18 protein-coding genes are annotated in these 23,536 nt (G+C 73.1%); 6 read left to right on the plus strand and 12 right to left on the minus strand.

The features are described 5' to 3' along the window. Positions 1-67: 67 nt before the first annotated feature. From aceE to cobT, 8 genes are all read right to left on the minus strand, one after another. Positions 68-2,818 carry a pyruvate dehydrogenase (acetyl-transferring), homodimeric type gene (gene aceE / locus ACFYPJ_RS04010; protein WP_389009958.1) on the minus strand — a complete coding sequence of 917 codons (2,751 nt, stop codon included), beginning with the start codon at positions 2,816-2,818 and terminating at the stop codon, positions 68-70. A 288-nt stretch (positions 2,819-3,106) separates the two neighbouring features. Then, on the minus strand, positions 3,107-3,730 hold the full coding sequence (locus tag ACFYPJ_RS04015) for a GntR family transcriptional regulator (protein WP_389009960.1): 624 nt from the start codon (positions 3,728-3,730) through the stop codon (positions 3,107-3,109). Positions 3,731-4,052: 322 nt separating this feature from the next. Then, on the minus strand, positions 4,053-5,843 hold the full coding sequence (sucB, locus tag ACFYPJ_RS04020) for a 2-oxoglutarate dehydrogenase, E2 component, dihydrolipoamide succinyltransferase (RefSeq protein ID WP_389009963.1): 1,791 nt from the start codon (positions 5,841-5,843) through the stop codon (positions 4,053-4,055). Between the two features lie 61 nt (positions 5,844-5,904). After that, positions 5,905-7,293, minus strand: coding sequence for a dihydrolipoyl dehydrogenase (lpdA, locus tag ACFYPJ_RS04025; RefSeq protein ID WP_389009966.1), 1,389 nt, complete (start codon positions 7,291-7,293; stop codon positions 5,905-5,907). Between the two features lie 285 nt (positions 7,294-7,578). Further along, entirely contained in the window at positions 7,579-9,111 is a 1,533-nt protein-coding gene (locus tag ACFYPJ_RS04030) for a leucyl aminopeptidase (RefSeq protein WP_389009969.1), read from the minus strand. A gap of 419 nt (positions 9,112-9,530) precedes the next feature. Then, on the minus strand, positions 9,531-10,343 hold the full coding sequence (locus ACFYPJ_RS04035) for an adenosylcobinamide-GDP ribazoletransferase (RefSeq protein WP_389010156.1): 813 nt from the start codon (positions 10,341-10,343) through the stop codon (positions 9,531-9,533). A gap of 847 nt (positions 10,344-11,190) precedes the next feature. Continuing rightward, positions 11,191-12,987 carry a phosphatidylglycerol lysyltransferase domain-containing protein gene (locus ACFYPJ_RS04040; RefSeq protein ID WP_389009972.1) on the minus strand — a complete coding sequence of 599 codons (1,797 nt, stop codon included), beginning with the start codon at positions 12,985-12,987 and terminating at the stop codon, positions 11,191-11,193. Positions 12,988-13,047: 60 nt separating this feature from the next. Continuing rightward, the gene (gene cobT / locus ACFYPJ_RS04045; RefSeq protein ID WP_389009975.1) at positions 13,048-14,220 is read right to left on the minus strand and encodes a nicotinate-nucleotide--dimethylbenzimidazole phosphoribosyltransferase; all 1,173 of its coding nucleotides are present in this window, start codon (positions 14,218-14,220) and stop codon (positions 13,048-13,050) included. 324 nt (positions 14,221-14,544) lie between these two features. Between cobT and ACFYPJ_RS04050 the strand changes: the two genes are divergently transcribed. Further along, a complete protein-coding gene (locus ACFYPJ_RS04050; protein ID WP_389010159.1) occupies positions 14,545-15,600 on the plus strand; it encodes a class I SAM-dependent methyltransferase in 1,056 nt (351 codons plus the stop codon). 118 nt (positions 15,601-15,718) lie between these two features. On the opposite strand, the gene ACFYPJ_RS04055 is transcribed toward ACFYPJ_RS04050, so the two are convergent. After that, positions 15,719-16,927: a bifunctional adenosylcobinamide kinase/adenosylcobinamide-phosphate guanylyltransferase gene (locus tag ACFYPJ_RS04055; protein WP_389009977.1), complete on the minus strand. Its 1,209-nt coding sequence runs from the start codon at positions 16,925-16,927 to the stop codon at positions 15,719-15,721. Between the two features lie 125 nt (positions 16,928-17,052). Here ACFYPJ_RS04055 and ACFYPJ_RS04060 point away from each other — a divergent pair, with 125 nt between their 5' ends. Then, the gene (locus ACFYPJ_RS04060) at positions 17,053-17,256 is read left to right on the plus strand and encodes a hypothetical protein (RefSeq protein ID WP_389009980.1); all 204 of its coding nucleotides are present in this window, start codon (positions 17,053-17,055) and stop codon (positions 17,254-17,256) included. Between the two features lie 197 nt (positions 17,257-17,453). Here ACFYPJ_RS04060 and ACFYPJ_RS04065 read toward each other — a convergent pair whose 3' ends face one another. The 3 genes from ACFYPJ_RS04065 to ACFYPJ_RS04075 all read right to left on the minus strand — a co-directional run bounded on the left by ACFYPJ_RS04065 (position 17,454) and on the right by ACFYPJ_RS04075 (position 19,984). Further along, entirely contained in the window at positions 17,454-18,524 is a 1,071-nt protein-coding gene (locus ACFYPJ_RS04065; protein ID WP_389009983.1) for a S1C family serine protease, read from the minus strand. A 75-nt stretch (positions 18,525-18,599) separates the two neighbouring features. Further along, a complete protein-coding gene (locus ACFYPJ_RS04070; RefSeq protein WP_389009986.1) occupies positions 18,600-19,301 on the minus strand; it encodes a class I SAM-dependent methyltransferase in 702 nt (233 codons plus the stop codon). A gap of 83 nt (positions 19,302-19,384) precedes the next feature. After that, positions 19,385-19,984: a DUF3043 domain-containing protein gene (locus ACFYPJ_RS04075; RefSeq protein WP_389009989.1), complete on the minus strand. Its 600-nt coding sequence runs from the start codon at positions 19,982-19,984 to the stop codon at positions 19,385-19,387. A gap of 342 nt (positions 19,985-20,326) precedes the next feature. Here ACFYPJ_RS04075 and ACFYPJ_RS04080 point away from each other — a divergent pair, with 342 nt between their 5' ends. The 4 genes from ACFYPJ_RS04080 (at position 20,327) to ACFYPJ_RS04095 (ending at position 23,483) form a co-directional block, all read left to right on the plus strand. Next, the gene (locus ACFYPJ_RS04080) at positions 20,327-21,118 is read left to right on the plus strand and encodes a PspA/IM30 family protein (protein WP_376538154.1); all 792 of its coding nucleotides are present in this window, start codon (positions 20,327-20,329) and stop codon (positions 21,116-21,118) included. Positions 21,119-21,158: 40 nt separating this feature from the next. Continuing rightward, positions 21,159-21,437, plus strand: a complete 279-nt coding sequence (locus ACFYPJ_RS04085) for a hypothetical protein (RefSeq protein ID WP_389010162.1) — start codon at positions 21,159-21,161, stop codon at positions 21,435-21,437. Between the two features lie 148 nt (positions 21,438-21,585). Continuing rightward, positions 21,586-22,806, plus strand: coding sequence for a sensor histidine kinase (locus ACFYPJ_RS04090; RefSeq protein ID WP_389009993.1), 1,221 nt, complete (start codon positions 21,586-21,588; stop codon positions 22,804-22,806). Next, positions 22,803-23,483 (plus strand): response regulator, encoded by a 681-nt coding sequence (locus tag ACFYPJ_RS04095; RefSeq protein ID WP_389009996.1) that lies wholly within the window; start codon positions 22,803-22,805, stop codon positions 23,481-23,483. Before ACFYPJ_RS04090 ends, ACFYPJ_RS04095 begins: the two co-directional genes overlap by 4 nt. Positions 23,484-23,536: the final 53 nt, after the last annotated feature.

Raw genomic sequence — 23,536 nt, forward strand, 5'->3', positions numbered from 1 at the left:
CCCGAACGGGGTGTGCGGGGCGGCGCCGGTTCACTACCGGGCCCCGCCCCGCACACCCACGGACGTCCTACAGCCCGTAACGCTCCCGGGCCTCCTTCACCGACGTCGCCTTCACCTCGCCGCGCCGGGCGAGCTGGGCCAGCGCCGCGACGACGATCGACTCGGCGTCGACGCCGAAGTGCCGGCGGGCGGCCGGGCGGGTGTCCGACAGGCCGAAGCCGTCGGCGCCCAGCGAGGAGTAGTCCTGCTCGACCCACTGCGCGATCTGGTCCGGCACCTGGCGCATGTAGTCGGAGACCGCGAGCACCGGGCCCTCGGCACCCTGGAGCGCCTGACGGACGTACGGCACCCGGTCCTCGCCGCACAGCAGCGCCGCGTCGGCCTCCATGGCGTCGCGCCGCAGCTCCGTCCAGGACGTCGCGGACCAGACGTCGGCCGCCACGCCCCACTCCTCGGCGAGCAGCTTCTGCGCCGTCAGGGCCCAGTGGATCGCCGTACCGGAACCCAGCAGTTGGATGCGCGGGGCGATGGGGGTACCACCCTGGTCGAGCGAAGCCGAGAGCTTGGGGGATGCGGGGGCGAGCCCCGCCGACTCCGCCGTGTTGAAGCGGTACAGGCCCTTGACGATGGCCTCGTCGATACCGGCGGCGGACGGCTTGGCCGGCTGCGGCAGGGGCTCGTTGTAGACGGTCAGGTAGTAGAAGACGTTCTGGTCCTCGCCCGGCGCGGCCTCGCCGTACATCCGGCGCAGGCCGTCCTTGACGATCGTCGCGATCTCGTACGCGAACGCCGGGTCGTACGTCAGCGCCGCCGGGTTGGTCGCGGCGATCACGGGGGAGTGGCCGTCGGCGTGCTGCAGGCCCTCACCGGTGAGCGTCGTGCGGCCGGCCGTGGCGCCGACCAGGAAGCCGCGGCCGAGCTGGTCGCCGAGCTGCCACATCTGGTCGCCGGTGCGCTGCCAGCCGAACATCGAGTAGAAGATGTAGAAGGGGATCATCGCCTCGCCGTGCGTCGCGTACGACGTCGAAGCGGCGATGAAGTCGGCCATCGAACCGGCCTCGGTGATCCCCTCGTTGAGGATCTGGCCGTTCTTGGCCTCCTTGTAGAACATCAGCTGGTCGCGGTCGACCGGCTCGTACGTCTGGCCCTTGGGCGAGTAGATGCCGAGCGACGGGAACAGCGACTCCATGCCGAAGGTGCGCGCCTCGTCCGGGACGATCGGCACCCAGCGCTTGCCGGTCTCCTTGTCCCGCACCAGGTCCTTGACCAGACGGACGAAGGCCATCGTGGTCGCCAGGTTCTGCGAGCCGGAGCCCTTGTCGAACGCGGCGAACGCCTTGTCGGCGGGCGCGGGCAGCGCGGGCAGCGGGTGCACACGGCGGGCCGGGGCGGGGCCGCCGAGGGCCGCGCGGCGCTCCTGGAGGTAGCGCACCTCGGCGGAGTCGGCGCCCGGGTGGCCGTAGGGCACCTGGCCGTCGGTGAAGTCGCCGTCCGGGATCGGCAGCCCCAGCAGGTCGCGCATCGTCTTGAACTCGTCCACCGTCAGCTTCTTCATCTGGTGGTTGGCGTTCTTCGACGCGAAGCCCTCGCCGAGAGTGAAGCCCTTGACGGTCTGCGCCAGGATGACGGTCGGGCCGCCCTTGTGCGCCAGGGCCGCCCGGTAGGCCGCGTAGACCTTGCGGGGCTCGTGGCCGCCGCGCGACAGGTGGAAGCACTCCAGGATCTTGTCGTCGCTCAGCAGCTTCGCCAGCTCGACGAGGGCCGGGTCCTTGCCGAAGAAGTCCTCGCGGATGTAGGCCGCGTCCCGGGTCTGGTACGTCTGCACCTGGGCGTCCGGCACCTCGCGCAGCCGGCGTACCAGCGCGCCCGTGGTGTCGAGCGCGAACAGCTCGTCCCAGGCGGAGCCCCACAGGGACTTGACGACGTTCCAGCCGGCGCCGCGGAACTGGGCCTCCAGCTCCTGCACGATCTTGAAGTTGGCGCGGACCGGGCCGTCGAGGCGCTGGAGGTTGCAGTTGATGACGAAGGTGAGGTTGTCCAGCTCCTCACGCGCGGCGAGCGCGAGGGCGGCCGTCGCCTCGGGCTCGTCCATCTCGCCGTCGCCGAGGAACGCCCACACGTGCGAGGCGGAGAGGTCCTTGATGCCGCGGTTGGTCAGGTAGCGGTTGAAGCGTGCCTGGTAGATCGCCGACAGCGGGCCGAGGCCCATCGACACCGTCGGGAACTCCCACAGCCAGGGCAGGCGGCGCGGGTGCGGGTAGGACGGCAGGCCGTTGCCGCCGGCCTCCTGGCGGAAGTTGTCGAGCTGGGTCCGGTCGAGACGGCCGTCCAGGAAGGCGCGGGCGTAGATGCCGGGGGAGGCGTGGCCCTGGACGTAGATCTGGTCGCCGGAGCCGGGCGCCTCGGCGGACTCCTTGCCCTTGAAGAAGTGGTTGAAGCCCGTCTCGTACAGCCAGGCGGCGGAGGCGAAGGTGGCGATGTGGCCGCCGACGCCGTACTTGCTGCCGCGGGTCACCATCGCGGCCGCGTTCCAGCGGTTCCACCCGGCGATCCGGGCCTCCATCGCCTCGTCGCCGGGCACGGCCGGCTCGGCGGCGGTGGGGATGGAGTTGACGTAGTCGGTTTCGAGGAGCTTCGGCAGCGCGATGCCGTCCGCCTCGGCTTGTTCCAGCGTGCGGCGCATCAGGTACGCGGCGCGGTGCGGCCCGGCCTCACGGGCGACGGCGTCGAGTGAGGCCCGCCATTCGGCGGTCTCCTCGGGGTCGCGGTCCGGGAGCTGGTCGAGCGCGCTCGGCTGGATGGCGTTGGGGTCGGTCATGTCGCCGCCTTCCTCAGTCGAAGGGGGTTCCCTCATCGGTAAGGGTTCGGGGTGCCCTTGGTCTTTGGCAGGACAGGGCGTGGGCTCCGGTGGAAGCCCGTGAGGACTCTAACTCCGTGATCGATGATCGATCAAAGGGTTGAGGGGCAAAACCTCTTGATTACGAGAAACTCGGCACGGGGTGCCCCTGGCGGTGGCACCGGGTGACGGGTGCGGCCCCGCATTCCCGCAGGTGGAGAGGTGTCTGGATCAACCTACACCGAGGTGGATCCGGGCGCCGATCATGGGCTAGGCCCGCGGTGCGCATCCCAGGACATGGGCCTTCACCAACTCGGCGATGCGCGGGTCCCGTCTCTTGAACGCGGCCACCAGGTCCTCGTGCTCCTCGGCGTAGGACTGCTGCACCGTGCCCAGCCAGCGGATCGACAGCGCGGTGAACACCTCGATGCCGAGCCCCTCCCAGGTGTGCAGCAGGACCGAGTTGCCCGCCGCGCGGACCAGCTCGCGGTGGAAGGCGACGGTGTGCCGCACCTGGGCCGTGCCGTCGGAGTCCCGGTCGGCCTCGTAGAGGGCGGCGACATGCGGCTCAAGCGCCGAGCAGTCCTGGGCCAGCCGCTCCGCTGCCAGCTCCGCCGCGATGGCCTCCAGACCCGCCCGCACCGGGTAGCTCTCCTCCAGGTCGGCGGCCGTCAGGTTGCGTACGCGTACGCCCTTGTTCGGCGCCGACTCGATGAGCCGCAGCGACTCCAGCTCCCGCAGGGCCTCCCGCACCGGGGTCTGGCTGACCTCCAGCTCGGTGGCGATCCGGCGCTCCACGATCCGCTCGCCCGGCTTCCAGCGACCGCTGACGATTCCCTCCACGATGTGCTCGCGGATCTGCTCGCGCAGCGAGTGGACGACGGGCGCAGTCATGACGACTCCTTCGGGAGGGGCCGCCCACCGGCCCCGAGGCACTGACGTTTAGACAATAAGGCCGGTTCGCTCTGCGGGTGGGGCGGGTCGGGATGCTTTCGTGCAGGTGAGATGAGGCTTACAGGGGGTGTGAGGGGCGCGGGGAGCGGGTGGGGCGGGGCGGCTGCGGGGGTGGGAGTGGGGTGGGGCGAGGCGGTGTGCTGGTCGGCTGCGGATGTGTTGTGGCTGCTCGCGCAGTTCCCCGCGCGCCTGTTGGGGAGGGGGGTGGACATCACGGTGCCCCCGCCCGGGGTCGGACGGGGGCACCGTGGAGTGGGTGGGGTCAGAGGCCCAGCTCGACCTCGAACTCGCCCGCCTCCAGGATCGCCTTGACCGCGGTCAGGTAACGGGCCGCGTCGGCGCCGTCCACCAGGCGGTGGTCGTAGGAGAGGGTCAGGTACGTCATGTCGCGGACGCCGATGACCGTGCCCTCCTCCGTCTCGATGACGGCCGGACGCTTGACCGTGGCGCCGATACCGAGGATCGCGACCTGGCCCGGCGGCACGATGATCGTGTCGAACAGCGCGCCGCGGGAGCCGGTGTTGCTGATGGTGAAGGTCGCGCCGGACAGCTCGTCCGGGGTGATCTTGTTGGCCCGGACCTTGCCCGCCAGGTCGGCCGTGGCCTTGGAGATGCCCGCGATGTTGAGGCCGCCGGCGTTCTTGATGACCGGGGTCATCAGGCCCTTCTCGGAGTCCACCGCGATACCGATGTTCTCGGTGTCGAAGTAGGTGATGGTCCCCTCGGCCTCGTTGATCTTGGCGTTGATGACCGGGTGGGCCTTCAGCGCCTGCGCGGCGGCCTTGACGAAGAACGGCATCGGGGAGAGCTTGACGCCCTCACGGGCCGCGAAGGAGTCCTTCGCCTGGCCGCGCAGCCGCATCAGGCGGGTGACGTCGACCTCGACGACCGACGACAGCTGGGCCTGCTCGCGCAGCGCCTTGACCATGTTGTCGCCGATGACCTTGCGGATGCGGGGCATCTTGACGGTCTGGCCGCGGAGCGGGGAGACCTCCAGCTTCGGCGCGGCCTTCCCGGCCGCCGGGGCGGCGGCCGGAGCCGGAGCCGGGGCAGCGGCGGCAGCCGCCTTCGCGGCCTCGGCGGCGGCGATGACGTCCTGCTTGCGGATCCGGCCGCCGACGCCGGTGCCCTTGACGGTGGTCAGGTCGACGCCGTTCTCGGCGGCGAGCTTGCGCACCAGCGGGGTCACGTAGGCGCCGTCGTCACCGGCCGTCGCGGCGGGAGCCGGGGCGGCCGGGGCCGGCGCGGGCGTGACCGGGGCCGGCGCGGGCGCCGGGGCGGCGGGCTGGACCGGCGCCGGGGCGGCCACGGGGGCGGCGGGTGCCGGGGCGGCCACGGGGGCGGCTGGTGCCGGTGCCGGGGCAGCGGGGGCCGGGGCCGGGGCGGCCGGAGCCGGCGCGGCGGCCGGGGCGGCACCCGGGGCGCCGACGACGGCGAGCTTGGCGCCGACCTCGGCGGTCTCGTCCTCGGCGACCGCGATCTCCAGCAGCACGCCCGCGACGGGCGAGGGGATCTCGGTGTCGACCTTGTCGGTCGAGACTTCGAGCAGCGGCTCGTCGGCCTCGACGCTGTCGCCGACCGACTTCAGCCAGCGGGTGACGGTGCCCTCGGTGACGGACTCACCGAGCGCGGGCAGGACCACGTCCGTGCCCTGCGCGCCACCTGCCGGAGCGGCGGCGGGCGCGGGGGCGGCCGGGGCCGGGGCCGGGGCGGCCACGGGGGCGGCGGGGGCGGCGGGGGCGGCCACGGGGGCGGCCGGAGCCGGTGCGGGCGCCGCGGCGGCGGCCGGGGCCGGGGCGGCGGCCGGGGCACCGGTACCGTCGTCGATCACGGCCAGCTCGGCGCCGACCTCGACGGTCTCGTCCTCGGCGACCTTGATGGAGGCCAGCACGCCGGCGGCGGGCGAGGGGATCTCGGTGTCGACCTTGTCGGTCGAGACTTCGAGCAGCGGCTCGTCGGCCTCGACGCGTTCGCCTTCGGCCTTCAGCCAGCGGGTGACAGTGCCCTCGGTGACGCTCTCACCGAGCGCCGGAAGGGTTACGGAAACCGCCATGGTTTCGGGTGCTCCTAACGAATTGCGGAAGTCTGTGTCGTCGCGCTTGTCGACCGAAGGCTCAGTCGTGGGAGTGGAGGGGCTTGCCGGCCAGGGCCAGGTGCGCCTCGCCGAGCGCCTCGCTCTGCGTCGGGTGGGCGTGGATGAGCTGGGCCACCTCGGCGGGCAGCGCCTCCCAGTTGTAGATCAGCTGGGCCTCGCCGACCTGCTCGCCCATGCGGTCGCCGACCATGTGGACGCCGACCACGGCACCGTCCTTGACCTGGACGAGCTTGATCTCGCCCGAGGTGTTCAGGATCTTGCTCTTGCCGTTGCCCGCCAGGTTGTACTTCAGCGCGACGACCTTGTCCGCGCCGTAGATCTCCTTGGCCTTGGCCTCGGTGATGCCGACGGAGGCGACCTCCGGGTGGCAGTACGTCACCCGCGGCACCCCGTCGTAGTCGATCGGGACGGTCTTGAGACCGGCCAGGCGCTCCGCCACCAGGATGCCCTCGGCGAAGCCGACGTGCGCGAGCTGGAGGGTCGGGACCAGGTCACCGACGGCGGAGATGGTGGGGACGTTGGTCCGCATGTACTCGTCGACCAGGACGTAGCCGCGGTCCATGGCGACGCCCTGCTCCTCGTAGCCGAGGCCCTGGGAGACCGGGCCGCGGCCGACGGCGACGAGCAGCACCTCGGCCTCGAACTCCTTGCCGTCGGCAAGGGTGACCTTGACACCGTTCTGGGTGTACTCGGCCTTCTGGAAGAAGGTGCCCAGGTTGAACTTGATGCCGCGCTTGCGGAACGCGCGCTCAAGAAGCTTGGAGGAGTTCTCGTCCTCGACCGGGACGAGGTGCTTGAGGCCCTCGATGACCGTGACGTCCGAGCCGAAGGACTTCCACGCGGAGGCGAACTCGACGCCGATGACACCGCCGCCCAGGATGATCGCGGACTGCGGTACGCGGTCCAGGACGAGGGCGTGGTCGGAGGAGATGATGCGGTCGCCGTCGATCACCAGGCCCGGCAGGGACTTCGGCACGGAGCCGGTCGCCAGGAGGACGTGGCGGCCCTGGATCCGCTGACCGTTCACGTCGACGGAGGTCGGGGAGGACAGGCGGCCCTCGCCCTCGATGTAGGTCACCTTGCGCGAGGCGATCAGGCCCTGCAGGCCCTTGTACAGCCCGGAGATCACACCGTCCTTGTACTTGTGGACGGCGGGTACGTCGATGCCCTCGAAGGTGGTCTTGACGCCGAACTGCTCGCTCTCGCGGGCCTGGTCGGCGATCTCGCCCGCGTGCAGCAGGGCCTTGGTGGGGATGCAGCCCCGGTGCAGGCAGGTACCGCCGACCTTGTCCTTCTCGATCAGGGCGACGTCCAGTCCCAGCTGAGCCCCGCGCAGGGCCGCGGCGTAACCGCCGCTACCACCGCCGAGGATCACTAGGTCGAAAACGGTGCTGGCGTCGTTCGCCACGTCACGTCCTCCATGCATGTGCGCCGTACGCCGGACCCTGTCCCAAACGGGGGGTTGACCGGTCGGTCGGCTGGTGTCCGGCCGCTCGTTCTTCGGCCCTGTTGGGCCCTGTCCTGCCGGGCTCCATCTTTGCACCTGCCGGGGGAGTACGGGACTCGGGGCCCAGGTGTGAGACACCGCACGTCCCGGCGGGCGCGCACGGCGACGCTCAGGGGCCCGGGGCCACCGCGTGACCGGACGTACCCGGTCCGCAGTCGCCCCGGGCCCCTTGAGCGGCGGGCGGGCTCAGCCCTGGGCGCCGTCCGCGGTCTGCTCGGCCAGCCGCACCAGCGTGCGCACCGCGGTGCCCGTGCCGCCCTTCGGCGTGTACCCGAACGGGCCGCCCTCGTTGAACGCCGGACCGGCGATGTCGAGGTGCGCCCAGGTGATGCCGTCGCCGATGAACTCCTTCAGGAACAGACCGGCGACCAGCCCGCCGCCCATCCGCTCGCCCATGTTGGCGATGTCGGCCGTGGGCGAGTCCATCCCCTTGCGCAGGTGGTCCGGGAGCGGCATGGGCCACGCCGGCTCGCCGACCTCCTCCGCGAGCGTGTGGATGGTGCCGCGGAACGCGTCGTCGTTCGCCATGATCCCGAAGGTGCGGCTGCCCAGCGCCAGCACCATGGCACCGGTCAGGGTCGCGACGTCCACGATCGCGTCCGGCTTCTCCTGGGAGGCGGCCCACAGCGCGTCCGCGAGGACGAGCCGGCCCTCGGCGTCCGTGTTGAGCACCTCGACGGTCTTGCCGCTGTACATGTGCAGCACGTCGCCGGGACGGGTCGCCGAGCCCGACGGCATGTTCTCGGCGAGCGCCAGCCAGCCGGTGACGTTGACCTCCAGGCCGAGCCGCGCGGCGGCGACGACCGCGGCGAACACCGCGGCGGCGCCGCTCATGTCGCACTTCATGGTCTCGTTGTGACCGGCCGGCTTGAGGGAGATGCCGCCCGAGTCGTAGGTGATGCCCTTGCCGACGAAGGCGAGGTGCTTCTTCGCCTTGGCGTGCGAGTACGACAGCTTCACCAGCCGCGGGCCGGCCGCCGAGCCGACGCCGACGCCGAGGATGCCGCCGTAGCCGCCCTTGGCCAGTGCCTTCTCGTCGAGCACCTGCACCTTGATGCCGTGTTCCTTGCCCGCGGCCTGGGCGATGGCGGCGAACGACTCCGGGTTGAGGTCGTTCGGCGGGGTGTTGATCAGGTCGCGGGCGCGGTTCAGCTCCTCGGAGACGGCGGTGGCACGCGTGAGGGCCGCCTTGTGCTCCTTGTCGCGGGGCTTGGCGCCGAGCAGCGCGGCCTCGGCGAGCGGGGCCTTGCCGTTGCCGGCCTTCGCGCCCTTGCCGTTGCCGTTCTCCTTGTACCTGTCGAACGAGTACGCGCCCAGCAGCACGCCCTCGGCGATCGCGGAGACGGCGGCGGCGTCGGCGACCGGCAGCGCGAAGGCGGCCTTCTTGGCGCCGCCCAGCGTGCGTGCGGCGACACCGGCGGCCTTGCGCAGCGCCTCGGTGTCGTGCGCGGCGTTCTTCGCGGGCTTCTCGCCGAGGCCCACCGCCACCACGAGCGGAGCCTTGAAGCCGGCCGGAGCCGGCACCTTCGTCAGCTCGCCCTCGGTGCCGGTGGCACCGAGGGTCTCCAGGATGCCGGCGAGCTTGCCGTCGTACGCCTGGTCCACGGCCTCGGCGCCCGGCGCGACGACGGGGCTCTTGGCGCCCTTTGCGACACCGACGACGATCGCGTCGGCCCGTAGGCCGGGCGCCGCGGCGGTGCTGAGAGTGAGAGCAGTCACGGTGGTGAAATCTCGCTTCCGATGTGAAGTTGCTGTGGCCGAATGGGTGGGTCGACCGGGCCCGGGGGCCGACCCTGGCACTGGCCGCAGGGCGCGTCGCTACCGGGGCCTTCGCCCTGTCGGCGAGCACCCGGGACGAGCCTACGCGTGTGTGTGCGCTTGCTCATTACCCCGGGCGTTGACCCGCGAGTGGCGTCATGGCCACATATCCCCCTCCGCTGTGGTGACCTGAGACACACTCGCCGGTTCCGGACGGACGATCCGCCCGCCTCTTCGCTGAATTCTCACCGATGCCGCCCGTGTCCTTCACGAGGGGGTGGTGGATTTCCTCCTGGAACGCCGAATTCCGCCGTGAGAGATCGTGTTCGTACGGGGGCGCCGTGCCCCTGCTCGGGCGCCGTGTCCGTGCCGTGCCGGCGCTAGCCGCCCAGCACCAGGACCACGAGGGCCGCCGTCGCCGCCGTCTCCGCGAGCGCGCCGAACACGTCTCCGGTGACCCCGCCGAACCGGCGCACGCAGCGGCGCAGCAGGAGTTCGGCGACGACGGCGGAGAGGACGACCGCGGCGGCGGCCTGGACGGCGCCGTACGTCCCGAACCGGGTGCCCCCGGCCCCGGCCGCCGCCACCACCGCGACCCCGACCGTCAGGGCGCGGCCCGCCGGCACCACCTGGGCCACCGCCGCGCCCAGCCCCTCCGGCCGGGCCGCCGGCACCCCGGTGCGGGCCGCGGCGGTCAGCGCCAGCCGGGCGGCGGTCGCCGCGACCACGGCGGCGAACGCACCCCGGGCCCACGACTCGGCGTACCCCTGCGCCAGGGCCGCCACCTGGGTCACCACCGCCAGCAACAGCGTGACCACGCCGAACGGGCCGATGTCGGACCGCTTCATGATCTGCAGCGCTTCCCCGGCGGGCTTTCCGCTGCCGAGTCCGTCCGCGGTGTCGGCGAGTCCGTCCAGATGCAGACCTCGGGTCAGGACGGCCGGTACGGCGACGGTGGCGACGGCCGCGAGCAGCGGGGAGACGCCCAGGACGAGGAGCAGGAGCCCGGTCGCCGCCGCACAGCCACCCACGACCAGCCCGACCAGCGGGGCGGCGAGCATGCCGAGGCGGGCGGCGCCGCGGTCCCAGCGGGTCACGGGGACGGGGAGCACGGTGAGCGTGCCGAACGCGAAGCGGAGGCCCTCCTGCGGGGAGGCGGGCTGCGTGGGCGGCGTGGCGTGGGGTGCGGACATCGGCGCAGGGTATCCGGGGGTGCGGGGGCGCCGGCCGGTGCGGTGTCGGAGTCGGAGTCGCAGTCGGCGGGGTGCGGACGCCGACGCGGCTGTGGTGGGGGGCGGGGGACCGTCGTCCGGCTGTGGAGGAGCTGCGGTCGGTCGCATGATTCCCCGCGCTTTTCTGGAGAGGGCCCCGCACAGTGCTGCCACGCCTGCGAGGGCCGCGATGTGTTCCTTGCCTGCCAGGTTGTCCTTCACGAGTACCTCCGTCACCATCGCCAGAACCACCGCGACCGCCGTCGCACGGGCGCGGTAGCGCCAGCACAGATACAGGGCCAGCCCCACCACGGCCGCCGACGGGCCGGTGTCCACGACCTGTGCGTCCGAGGCCGGCAGGCCGAGCCAGGAGTCCGGGCCCAGCGCGATGCCCACGCGCGCGTACAGCGTCCCGGCGAGAGTGGCGACGTACGCGACGGTCAGCGTCCGGTGCCAGCCGAGGCAGATCTCCGCGATGCCGAACACGAACAGGAGTTGCGCGAGCGCGCCCCACACCGGCAGGTCCAGCGCCGGCACGAACAGCGACAGCGGGGTGCGCAGCAGGGCCGGGCCCAGCGGGTCCGCGGCCCGGACGGCGCCCGCGTCCTGCACCAGCCGGTAGCCCCACGGCTGGTTCTGCACCACCTGGAGCAGCGCCGTCAGGCACACCGCGGTGAGCGTCATCGGGACCGCGCCTGCCCACGCCCGCACCTGCGTGCGGGCGAGTGGGCCGGGCCGGTACGGCGCGAGCAGCGGCTCGCGCACCGAGACGTACAGCGGACCCCACTCGGTGCGGGCCCAGCGGGCGACCCTGGTCATCCGGCGGGCCTCATCCGTGTGTCTCCAGGTGTCTGCGGTGCAGCCACCTGGGCAGCCCGGGCGCCTCCAGGAACCCTTCCGCGCGCGCCGACGCCAGCCCGATCCGCGGCAGGTCCGCGGTCTTCTCGAACAGCAGGAACCGCGGCTCCCAGATGGGCCGGTACTTGGCGTTGGCGCGGTACAGGGACTCGATCTGCCACCAGCGGGAGAAGAAGCTGAGCAGGGAGCGCCACAGCCGCAGCACCGGGCCCGCGCCGAGGCGGGAGCCGCGCTCGAAGACGGACCGGAACATCGCGAAGTTGAGCGAGACCTGGGTGATCCCGATCTCCCCGGCCCGGCGCAGCAGTTCGATGACCATGAACTCGACGAGCCCGTTGTCGGAGTTGCGGTCCCGCCGCATGAGGTCCAGCGAGAGCCCGTGCGGCCCCCAGGGCACGAACGACAGCAGTGCCTTCAACTCGCCGTCGGCGGCGGTGCATTCGAGCATCACGCAGCGCCCGTCACCGCGCTCCCCGAGCCGCCCGAGCGCCATGCTGAACCCCCGCTCGGTGGCCCCGTCCCGCCAGTCGTCGGCCCGCTGGACCAGATCCGCCATCTCGTCCGCCGGGATCTCCTCGTGCCGCCGGATGCGCACGGTGCACCCGGCCCGCCCGACCCGGTTGTGGGCCTGCCGGACGGTGCGCATCGCCCGGCCCTCCAACGTGAACTCGGCCACCTCCACGATCGCCTCGTCCCCGAGTTCCAGTGCGTCCAGACCGTGCCGCGTGTACACGGTCCCGGCCTCCTCGCTCGCCCCCATCACGGCCGGGATCCAGCCGTGCGCGCGGGCCTGGGCCAGCCACGGCGCGATCGCCCCCGGCCACGCCTCGGGGTCGCCCAGCGGATCCCCGGAGGCCAGCGACACCCCGCCCACGACCCGGTAGGCCACCGCCGCCTTCCGGGTCGGCGACCACACCACGCTCTTGTCCCGGCGCAGCGCGAAGTAGCCGAGCGAGTCCCGCTCGCCGTATCCGTCGAGCAGCATCCGCAGCCGCTTCTCGTCGTCCTCGGTGAGCGGGTCGACGGCACGCCGGGAGCGGAAGGCGGCGTAGAACACGCCGAGGACGAGGGCCGTGCTCAGTACGTTGATGACGACGTTGACCCAGTTGGGGGTCGAGATCCCGGGGAAGCGCGTCTCGTCGGCGGCGACCGAGACGAGCCGCAGCGTGCCGTAGTGCCAGCGCTCCGGGAACGTCGAGTGCCCCGCGTCCGGCGCCCGGTCGGTGACCGACACCAGCAGCGCGGCCAGCAGCGAGGCGGCGAGGCCGCCGCCGACCGCGACGGTGGCGGCGAGCCGGGGGTTGGACCGGTCGCCCTTGGCGTAGAACTCGCGGCGCCCGACGAGCAGCGCGGCGACGAAGGCGGCGGTCAGTACGAGGGAGACCCAGTTCTGCGCGTACTGCCGGATCTCCGGGAAGGCCATGGCGACCGCGAACAGGGCGAGGAAGGCGCCGCTGAGCACCAGGTTCAGGATCCACGCGGCCCGTTTGCGGCGCCGCATGGTGATCGCCAGGAAGGCGGTGAACAGGCCCGAGGCGAAGCCGGCCGTCAGCAGATACGGCGTGAACAGGTTCTCCTGGTTGTGGCGGCGCACGTCCTGGCCGAGGGAGACCCACACCGCGCTGAGGAAGTTGACGAAGGCGACGGCCCGCAGATACCAGACGGCGCAGGCGGCGGCCCGCGCCGAGACCGCGCCGCCCGACCGCGCCCCGTCGCCCGACGGCACCGGAGCGGCATCCTGTTTTACGGTATTCCGGGCATCTCCCATGATGAAGGATGATATGGGTGATGTGGCGGTGAACCGCTCATATCCGGCCGCGGAAAGCCGCTACTCCTGCTGCGCCGACTCCCCGGCCGCCCTTCCGGCCTCCGGTGCCGGTTCCCCGGCTTCCGGCGCCGACTCGCCCGGCTCCCCGGCCGGTTCTCCCGGCTCCTTCGCCGACGGCTCCGGCTCCTCCGGCTGCTCCGGGAGCTCCGCGGCGAGCGCTGCCGCCGCCTGCACCAGCGGCAGCGCCAGCAGCGCGCCGGTGCCCTCGCCGACCTTGACCCCTTGGTCGAGCAGCGGCTCCAGCGCCATCCGGTCCAGCGCCTTCGCCTGCCCTGGCTCCCCGCTGTCGTGCCCGGCCAGCCACCAGTCCGGCGCCCGGAAGGCGATCCGCTGCCCGACCAGCGCGCACGCGGCGGCCACCACCCCGTCCAGGATCACCGGCAGCTTCCGCACCGCGCACTGCAGCAGGAACCCGGTCATCGCCGCGAGATCGGCACCGCCCACGGTCGCCAGCAGCTGCAACTGGTCGCCGAGCACCGGCCGCGCCCGGCGCAGCGCGTCCCGGATCGCCGCGCACTTGCGCATCCAGGTGAGGTCGTCGATGGCAAGGCCGCCGCGCCCGGTCACCACGGAGGCGTCGGTCCCGCACAGCGCGGCGACCAGCACCGCCGCCGCAGTGGTCCCGCCCACGCTGACGTCGCCGAGGACCACCAGGTCCGTACCGGAGTCGGCCTCCTCGTCGGCCACGGCCATGCCCGCCCGGAAGGCGGCCTCGGCCTCCTCGGGGGTCAGCGCGTCCTCGATGTCGATCCGGCCGCTGCCGCGCCGCACCCGGTGCCGTACGACGTCCTCGGGGAAGGCGTTGGGCGGGCAGTCCAGCGCCAGGTCCACCACCCGCACCGGCACGCCGAGCCGCCGCGCGAGCACCGCGACCGGGCTGCCGCCCTCCAGGACCGCCCGCACCAGGTCCCCGGCGCTGCCGGCGGGGCGCGCGGACACGTCGAGTGAAGCGATTCCGTGGTCGCCTGCGAACAGCACGACCCGCGGCCGTCCGACCGGCCGTACCGGTACGGCGCCCTGTGCGGCGGACAGCCACTCGCCCAGTTCGTCCAGGCGGCCCAGGGCCCCGGGCGGCACGACCAGACGTTCCCGGCGCGTCTCTGCGTCACGGCGCACACCGCCGTCCGGGCGCTCGATCAGATCGGTGAAGTCGTCGAGATTCAGCGAGCTCATTCGCCGAACAGTACCGGCAGCGGACGAACGGTTCGGTGCTGGTTCCGCGCCACGTCGTCATGGCATCCGCACGGCGTCTTTGCACCCGAGATCGCTATCCCATACGTTCCGTTTTGCAGCGGATTGTCGTACAGGGAGGCACCCATGCCGCCGGAGCCGTCCACCCAGCCCGAGCCATCCATGGCGGCGGAGCCGGCCATGCCGCCGTGCCAGCCGCCCGCGCAGTCGCGGCAGCCGTCCGCGCAGTCGTCGGAGCCTCTTGTGCCGCCGCGGGAGCCGTCCGGGGAGTCGTCGCAGCCGCTCCTGCCGCCGCGGCCGGCCCCCGTGCCGCCGCGGCAGTCGTCGGCCGAGCCGCCGCCTCCGGCGCAGCCGGAGCCGCCCGGTGCGCCGGAGCAGCCCGCGCTCCCCGCCCCCCGGGCCACCGTCCGCCGGGTCACCGCCCCCTTCCACGAGCCGCGCCGCCCGGACTGCCCCTGGTGCGGTTCGCCGCGACTGCGGGTCCGGCTGCGCACGCCCGACCTGCGCTACCGCGCCCCCGGCACCTTCGTGATCGAGGAGTGCCAGGACTGCGCCCACACCTTCCAGAACCCGCGCCTCACCCCGGAGGGCCTGGCCTTCCACCACCGCGAGTTCCACGACACGCGCGTGCAGCCGCTCGTGGACCGCCTCGATACCGCCCGCCGCCACCGCGCCGCGGCCCGCGCACTGCTCCGTTCCCCCGGATTCCCCGAACCGGAGAGCTGGCTGGACGTCGGCACCGGCCACGCCCGCTTCCCGGAGGCGGCGCGCGACCTGTTCCCGTACACGTCCTTCGACGGCCTCGACGCCACCTCGCGGGTGGTGCGGGCCCGCGCGGCGGGCCGCGTCGAGGAGGCGCACGTCGGCCGGCTCACCGATCCGCACCTCGCCGCCCGGCTGCGCGCCCGCTACGACGTGGTCAGCATGTTCCACCACCTGCAGTACGCGCCCGACCCGCGCGAGGAACTCCGCGCCGCCCTCGCCGTCCTGCGCCCCGGCGGTCATCTCCTCGTCGAAGTCCCCGACCCGGCCGGCGCGTTCGGCGTCGTGCTCGGCAAGTGGTGGCTCCCGCACGGCCAGCCCCGCCACGCGCACCTGCCGCCACTGGACAACCTGCGCGCGGAACTGGCGGACCTGGGCTGCACGATCGTCGTCACGGACCGCCGCGCCGCGCACACCCCCTACGACCTGTCGGCCGCCCTGCTCCTCGCGCTGGACCGCGCCCTGCCCGCGGGCCTGCGCCGGGCGGCCGCACCGCCGGTGGCCGCGGCGGCGGCCCTGGACCGCGCCCTGGCCCCGCTGCTGTGCCGCACCCGGTTCGCCAACGCCTACCGGATCATCGCCCGCAAGGGCCCGCGGTGACCGCCGTCGCGGCGCCGCGCCCGGCAGGCACCCGGAGGTCCGGGGAGGCGTCACCACCCGCACCTCAGGGCGCCCGCCGGGCACCGGGGCGGCGCCCCGCCCGGGCACCGGGCACGGGTCACCCCCGCAGCACCAGCGCCTGCCCGGCCACCACCAGCACCACGTGCTCGCACTCGCCGGCGAACGCCGCATTCAGGCGGCCGAGTTCGTCCCGGTAACGCCGCCCGGAGGCGGTCGCGGGGACGATCCCCGAGCCGACCTCGTTGGACACCGCCACCACCGTCCGCCGGGCCGCGCGCAGCGCACACGTCAACTCCCGTACCCGCTCCCGCAGCGCCCGCTCCCCGCCGGACGCCCACTCCGCGTCGTCCCACGCCCCGACGGCGTCCATCGCGTCCGTCAGCCACAGCGACAGGCAGTCGATCAGCAGCGGCGGGCCGTCCTTGGCGAGCAGCGGCACGAGGTCGCAGGTCTCCGCCGTGTGCCAGGACCCGGGGCGGCGCTCCCGGTGCGCCGCCACCCGGGCGGCCCACTCGGTGTCCCCGCTCCGGGAGCCGCCCGTGGCCACGTACAGCACCTCGGGGAAGGACGCGAGGCGCCGCTCGGCCTCCACCGACTTCCCGGAGCGCGCACCGCCAAGGACCAGCGTCCGGCGCGGCACCTCCGGCACCGTCGCGTACGCGCCCACCGTCATCGTCGTACCGTCCGGCACCACCCGGGCGCCCGCCGCGGCCAGCCGACGCCGTACCTCGGCCCCCGGCGGCACATCGTGGTCCAGGTGCACGGCGACCAGGTCCGTCCCCGGACCGACCGCCCCCACGGCGCGCAGCCGGGCCAGCGCGTCCGGCCGCCCCACCGCGTCCGCGAGCACCAGGTCGTACGGCACGACGGGCTCCGGGTCCGCCGCGAGCCCCGCCGGGGCGCCGCCCGGCGGCAGATACAGCAGCCGCTGCCCGCCCGGCCCGGTCACCGCGTACCCGGTGCCGCCCGCGTCCATCGCGAGCGCCCGCACCCGCTGCCCGGTCAGCAGCGTCAACTCCCGTCCGTCCGGCACCCGCACGGGCTGCGGCAGCCCGGCCGGCACCTCCACCGCGGGGCCTTCGTGCGGATGCGACAGCAGCACCTGCCGTACGCCGCTCAGCGAGTGCCCGGCCCGTACGGCAGCGAACACCAGGCCCGGCGTCAGGTCGAGCAGCAGCACCCCGTCGACGAGCACCGAGGTGGCCGCCCGCGCCTCCACGCCGAGCGCCCTCGCACACGCCGCGCAGGGACAGTCGGGGCGGGGCAGCCCCGCCGGGGCACCGGTACCGAGCACAGTCACGTCCACGGACCGATTTTCACCTGTCGCCGCAGCTCTCGCGCATCCGGTCGGCGCACTAGGCTGCCGCGGGGAGCCGGAACCGGGATCCGGCTCCGCTTTCGTTTCGCAGGTGCTGACACCAGGAGGCGCACATGGCGGCATGGACGTGGCAGTTCGAGAAGGCCGACGGGACGGAGGTCCAGCCGGCGGTGCGGCCGGAGGAGTTCACCACCCAGGGCGACGCCGAGTCCTGGATCGGCGAGCACTGGAAGGACCTGCTCGCGGGCGGTGCCGACCAGGTGCGGCTGTTCGAGGACGCGGCGGAGATCTACGGGCCGATGAGTCTCCACGCGTAGCCGCTCAGCTGGGGTCGGGCGGGGTGGGGTGCCGTGTCCAGCAGTTGTGTTTCGGCCACGGGTGGGTGGGGGCTGGGCGCGCCGTTCCCCGCGCCCCTTGCGGGGCGTTGGCCTTGGCCGGTGTTGGTGGGGTGGGGGCGTTTCGGCCACGGGCTGGGGGTGTGGTTCCTCGTGCCCCTTTTGGGGCTGCCGGGGGGTTATTGCGCGCCCAGGGTCACCTTCGCCGTCTGTTCGGTGCCGTCGCGGGTGTACGTGACCGTTGTCCGCTGGCCCGGGCGGTGCGCCGCGAGGGCCTCGGAGAGCGAGGTGAGCGTGGTGATGTCGGTGTTGCCGATCCGGGTGATGACGTCCCCGGGCCGGATGCCGGCCTGCTCGGCGGCGCCCCCGGTCTGCACCGCGACCACGGCCACCCCGGCGGGCCGGAAGGAGTCGTCGACCACGTCCCGCGCGGTGATGCCGAGCGCCGCCCGCCCCGAGTCGGTGACCCGGCCCTGCTTGACGATCTGGTCGGCGATGGTCCTCACCATCGACGCCGGGATGGCGAAGCCGATGCCGGGCGCCGCGCTGCCCCCGAGTTCGGGATCGGCCGCGGCGAGCGTCGGGATGCCGATGACCTCTCCGTCGAGGTTGACCAGGGCGCCGCCGCTGTTGCCCGGGTTGATCGCCGCCGACGTCTGCACCATGTTCGCGATGGTGGCTCCCGTGCCGCCGCCCGAACTGCCCTCACTGACGGTCCGCCCGGTCGCCGACACGATGCCCTGCGTCACGCTGGACGACAGCCCGAGCGGCGAACCCATGGCGAGCACGATCTGCCCGACCTCCACCTTCTCGGAGTCCCCGAACCGGGCCCCCTTCAGCCCCTCCGGGATCCGGTCCAGCTTGACCACCGCGAGATCCTGCTCGGGGTAGGAGTACACGAGCCGCGCGGTCAGCGGCGTCTCGCTGTTCGCCGTGGTCACCCGGAAGACCTTCTCGTCGCCCACCACGTGGGCGTTGGTGACGATGTGTCCGTTGTCGTCGTACACCACCCCCGACCCCAGATCGCGGGTGCCCTGGATCTGCACCACCGACGGCAGCACGTTCTTGATCACCCGCTGGTAGGCGTTCTGCAGGTCGTTGCTGCTCAGTGGGACCGCGGCCGGTGTGGCGCGTTCCCGTTCGCCCGCCGGGGCGGACTCGGAGACACATCCGGTGACGAGCACGGCGAAGCACACGAGTGCGGCGAGGTGGGCGACGGCCCGCGGGGCACGGGTACGGGAAACGTCCATGTCCCGAGTCTCCCCGCGGGGCGAAGCCCCGGGCCCGCGTTGTACCGCCGAACGGGCGCGTCCGCGCCGCGGCCGTCAGCCCCGCACACCGCACAGGTGCAGCAGCGCCGCCACCCCGCGGTACGGGTCCGTCCGGCCGGCCCGCTCCTCGGCGGCCAGCAGCGTCTCCAGCTCGGCCGGGGCCTCCGCGTCGTCCGCCGCCAGGTCGGTGAAGACCCGCACGCCGTACCAGGCGTGCAGCGGGGCCCCGATCCCGGCCAGCGTCGTCGTCAGCGCCTCCAGCCGGTCGGCCCGTGCCTCAAGCCCCAGCCGGTTGGTGTACGCGGTCGAGTCGAACGCGGCGAGCGCCCCGGCCCAGTCCCCGGCCAGCCCCGGCCGCATCGCGAGGGCGTCGCCGTTGCGCACCACGAGCGACAGCAGCCCGCCGGGGGCGAGCACCCGGGCGAGACCGGCCACCAGCGGATCCGGGTCCGTCACGTACATCAGCACCCCGTGGCACAGCACCACGTCGAAACTGCCCGGTAGGAAGTGCACCCCGGTGTCCTGGCCGTCCCCCTGGACGATCCGGAACCGCTCGCGGATCCCCTCGGGCTCCGCCATCAGCGCGTGATGGGCCGTCGCGATCATCCGTGCGTCCCGCTCCACGCCGGTCACCTGATGACCGGCCCGGGCCAGCCGCAGCGCCTGGGTGCCCTGGCCCATCCCGACGTCGAGGACCCGCAGCCGCTGCCCGACCGGGAACCGCCCGGCCAACTGCTCGTCGAGCTGCCGTGCCACCAGCTCCTGCCGCACGACGTTGCGCAGGCCGCCGAGCTTGCTCAGCCAGGTCGCGGCCGCTTGGTCGGGGAAAGAGGCTGTGCTCAGGGCCGTTCTCCACGCTTGACCTGCGGCTTCGGCAGCCGCATCCGGCGCATCTGCAGGGAGCGCATCAGGGCGTAGGCGACCGCGCCCCGGCGGTTCTGGCCGGCGAAGCGCTCGCCGAGCTGCTTCCGCAACCGGAAGGCGCTGAAGACCGAGTCGAGCACGATCAGCACGATCACGATCAGCCACAGCAGCAGCGCGATGCTCTGCAGCGCGGGCACCCGCACCACGCTCAGCACCAGGATGACCACGGCCATCGGGAGGAAGAACTCCGCGATGTTGATGCGTGAGTCGACCCAGTTCCGGGCGAACTTGCGGATCGGACCCCTGTCCCGCGCGGGCAGGTACCGCTCGTCGCCGCCGGCCAGCGCCTGGCGCTGGCGGTCCAGCTGGACCCGCCGCTCGTCGCGCTGCCGCTTGGCGGCTTCCTTGCGCGTCGTCGGCGTATTGGCCACGCTGCGGCGCTGAGACTGGGCCTCACTGCGCTTCGGGGTGGGGCGGCCCTTGGGGGCCTGCGGATCACGGGGCTGCTTGGAGTCGGTCGCCGCCGCGTTCACTGCGGACGGGGCCTTCTCTTCCTTGGCACGGCTACGGAACACAAAAGCCAAGGGTAAAGGGTAAACAAGCCGCGTGGGGCCGGAGGTCCCCCGAAATCCTGGGCCGAGGGCGGCGGGCGGGCGGGTATGGACCACGTCCCGGCAGGGAACGATCCGGCCGCATCAGTCGTCTGTAGAGGGACAGAGGGGACGTTGCAGACGGTTCATCCGGTGGTCACCCCGGGGACCACCTACTCCCTACGCCGGAGCGGGACCGTTCGCAGTCGTCCTTGGGGATGAGCGCATCGGTCCCCGAACAGTGCGGTAATGGAGGCAGGGCCCGTACTGTGGGTTCTGTCGCAGATCTGTGAGCCGGAGTCCGTCAGAAGGGGGCGCGCGAAGCCCATGAGCGGTGTCATGAAGCGTATGGGGATGATCTTCCGCGCGAAGGCGAACAAGGCCCTTGACCGGGCCGAGGACCCGCGCGAGACCCTCGATTACTCGTACCAGAAGCAACTGGAGCTGCTCCAGAAGGTCCGCCGCGGCGTCGCCGACGTGGCGACGTCCCGCAAGCGCCTGGAACTCCAGCTGAACCAGTTGCAGCAGCAGTCCTCCAAGCTGGAGGACCAGGGCCGCAAGGCGCTCGCGCTCGGCCGTGAGGACCTGGCCCGCGAGGCGCTCTCCCGCCGCGCCGCCCTCCAGCAGCAGGTGACGGACCTGGAGACGCAGCACGCCACGCTCCAGGGCGAGGAGGAGAAGCTCACCCTGGCGGCCCAACGCCTCCAGGCCAAGGTGGACGCCTTCCGTACGAAGAAGGAGACCATCAAGGCGACGTACACCGCGGCCCAGGCCCAGACCCGGATCGGCGAGGCGTTCTCCGGGATCTCCGAGGAGATGGGCGACGTCGGCCTGGCCATCCAGCGCGCCGAGGACAAGACCGCCCAGCTCCAGGCGCGGGCCGGCGCCATCGACGAACTGCTCGCCTCCGGCGCCCTCGACGACCCCTCCGGCATGGCCAAGGACGACATCCAGGCCGAGCTGGACCGCCTCTCCGGTGGTACGGATGTGGAGCTGGAGCTGCAGCGGATGAAGGCGGAGCTGGCCTCGGGCTCGCCGCAGCAGGCGATCGAGGGCGGCACCGCCCAGCCGCAGTCCCAGCAGCAGCCGCAGGACACCCCGCGCTTCGACAAGCAGTAGGGACGCACGAGCCGACGGGCTGGAGGACGAGATGGCGGACATGATCGTACGGATCATGGGGGAGGGACAGGTGAGGCTGGCCGAGAGCCACCTCGCCGAGCTGAACAAGCTGGACGACGAACTCCTGGCCGAGGTGGAGAACGGCGACGGCCCGGGCTTCCGCCGTACTCTGCAGGACCTCCTCGCCAAGGTGCACGAGCTGGGCGCACCGCTGCCCGACGACTCCCTGGACCCGTCCGACCTCATCCTGCCGTCCCCCGACGCGACCCTGGAGGAGGTACGGGAGCTGCTGCGCAACGACGGCCTGATCCCGGGATGACCCCGGCCAGGTGCCGCCCCGCCCACCACGGCCCCGGCCCGTCACGCAGCAGTGACCCCGGCCCGTCCGGCGCCCGCGGCCCCGGCCCGTCACACCTCGGCGGCCCCGGTCCGTCAGGCGCCCGCAGCCCCGTCGTACCGTTCCCGACGTGAGCACTTTCCAGCGCGTCCGGAACCGGCTCACCGCGCACCCCTTCGCGCTGGACACCGCCATCGCGGTGGGCGCGCTGGTGTGCATGGTGGCCGGCTCCTTCGCCGGCCCCGCCGCGAAGCACGGCGTCAGCTGGGCCGTACGCACCCCGGACCCGCTCAGCCTGGTCCTGATGACACTCGGCGCCGCGGCCCTCGTCTTCCGCCGCAGCGCCCCGCGGACCGTCCTCGCCGTCACCGGTGCCATGGCGCTCGTCGAGAGCGTCACCGGCGACCCGCGCGCCCCCGTCGCGATGACCGCCGTCATCGCCCTCTACACGGTCGCCGCGACCACCGACCGCGCCACCACCTGGCGGGTCGGGCTGCTCACCATGACCGTGCTGACCGGCGCCGCCATGCTCGCCGGACCGCTGCCCTGGTACGCGCAGGACAACCTGGCCATCATTGCCTGGACCGGCATCGGCGCCACCGCGGGCGACGCCGTCCGCAGCCGCCGCGCGGTCGTCCGGGCCATCCGGGAACGCGCCGAACGGGCCGAACGCACCCGTGAGGAGGAGGCCAGGCGCCGCGTCGCCGAGGAACGCCTGCGCATCGCCCGCGATCTGCACGACGTCGTCGCCCATCACATCGCCCTGGTCAACGTCCAGGCAGGAGTCGCCGCCCACGTCATGGACAAGCGCCCCGACCAGGCGAAGGAGGCCCTCGGCCACGTACGGGAGGCCAGCCGGTCCGCGCTCAACGAACTGCGCGCGACCGTCGGCCTGCTGCGCCAGTCCGGCGACCCCGAGGCCCCCACCGAACCCGCCCCCGGCCTCGACCGCCTCGACGACCTCGCCGACACCTTCCGCAACGCCGGCCTCCAGGTGGCGGTCGCCCACGCCGGACAGGCCGAGGCCCTGTCCGCGGCCGTCGACCTGGCCGCCTACCGGATCATCCAGGAGGCCCTGACCAACGTGCAGAAGCACGCGGGCCCCGCCGCCAGGGCCGAGGTCAGCGTGGTCCGCGTGGGACCGCTCGTCGAGGTCACCGTCCTCGACGACGGCACGGCACCGGACGGCGCCCCCGCCGCCGGCGGCGGGCACGGGCTGATCGGCATGCGGGAGCGGGCCACCGCCCTCGGCGGCAGCCTCACCGCCGGTCCCCGGTACGGAGGCGGCTTCCGCGTCCATGCGATCCTGCCCCTCACCAACCGCACCGCCGCCACGGGGGAGCCCGCATGACGATCCGTGTCCTGCTCGCCGACGACCAGGCACTGCTGCGCAGCGCCTTCCGCGTGCTCGTCGACTCCGAGGCGGACATGGAGGTGGTGGGGGAGGCGTCCGACGGCGCGGAAGCGGTGCGGCTGACCCGACAGCAGCAGGCGGACGTCGTCCTCATGGACATCCGGATGCCCGGCACCGACGGCCTCCAGGCCACCCGTCTGATCAGCGCCGACCCGGCCCTCGCCCACGTCCGCGTGGTCATCCTGACCACCTTCGAGGTCGACGACTACGTGGTGCAGGCGCTGCGCGCGGGCGCCTCCGGCTTCCTCGGCAAGGGCTCCGAACCCGACGAGCTCCTCAGCGCCATACGGATCGCGGCCGGCGGCGAGGCACTGCTCTCCCCGGTCGCCACCAAGGGCCTGATCGCCCGCTTCCTCGCGCAGGGCGCCGCCGACGACGACCGCGACCCCGCACGCGCCGGCCGGCTGGACGCGCTGACCGGACGGGAGCGCGAGGTACTGGTGCAGGTCGCCGGCGGCCATTCCAACGACGAGATCGCCGAGCGCCTTGAGGTCAGCCCGCTGACGGTGAAGACGCACGTCAACCGGGCCATGGCCAAGCTGGGCGCCCGGGACCGCGCCCAGCTGGTGGTCATCGCCTACGAGTCGGGGCTGGTACGCCCGAGGATGGACTGACCTCCACCCGGGCATACTCCCGGCGGAGTAGGACCGGGGTGAGGAAATGGACC

The sequence above is a fragment of the Streptomyces sp. NPDC006012 genome (assembly GCF_042871185.1).
Taxonomy (GTDB): Bacteria; Actinomycetota; Actinomycetes; order Streptomycetales; family Streptomycetaceae; genus Streptomyces.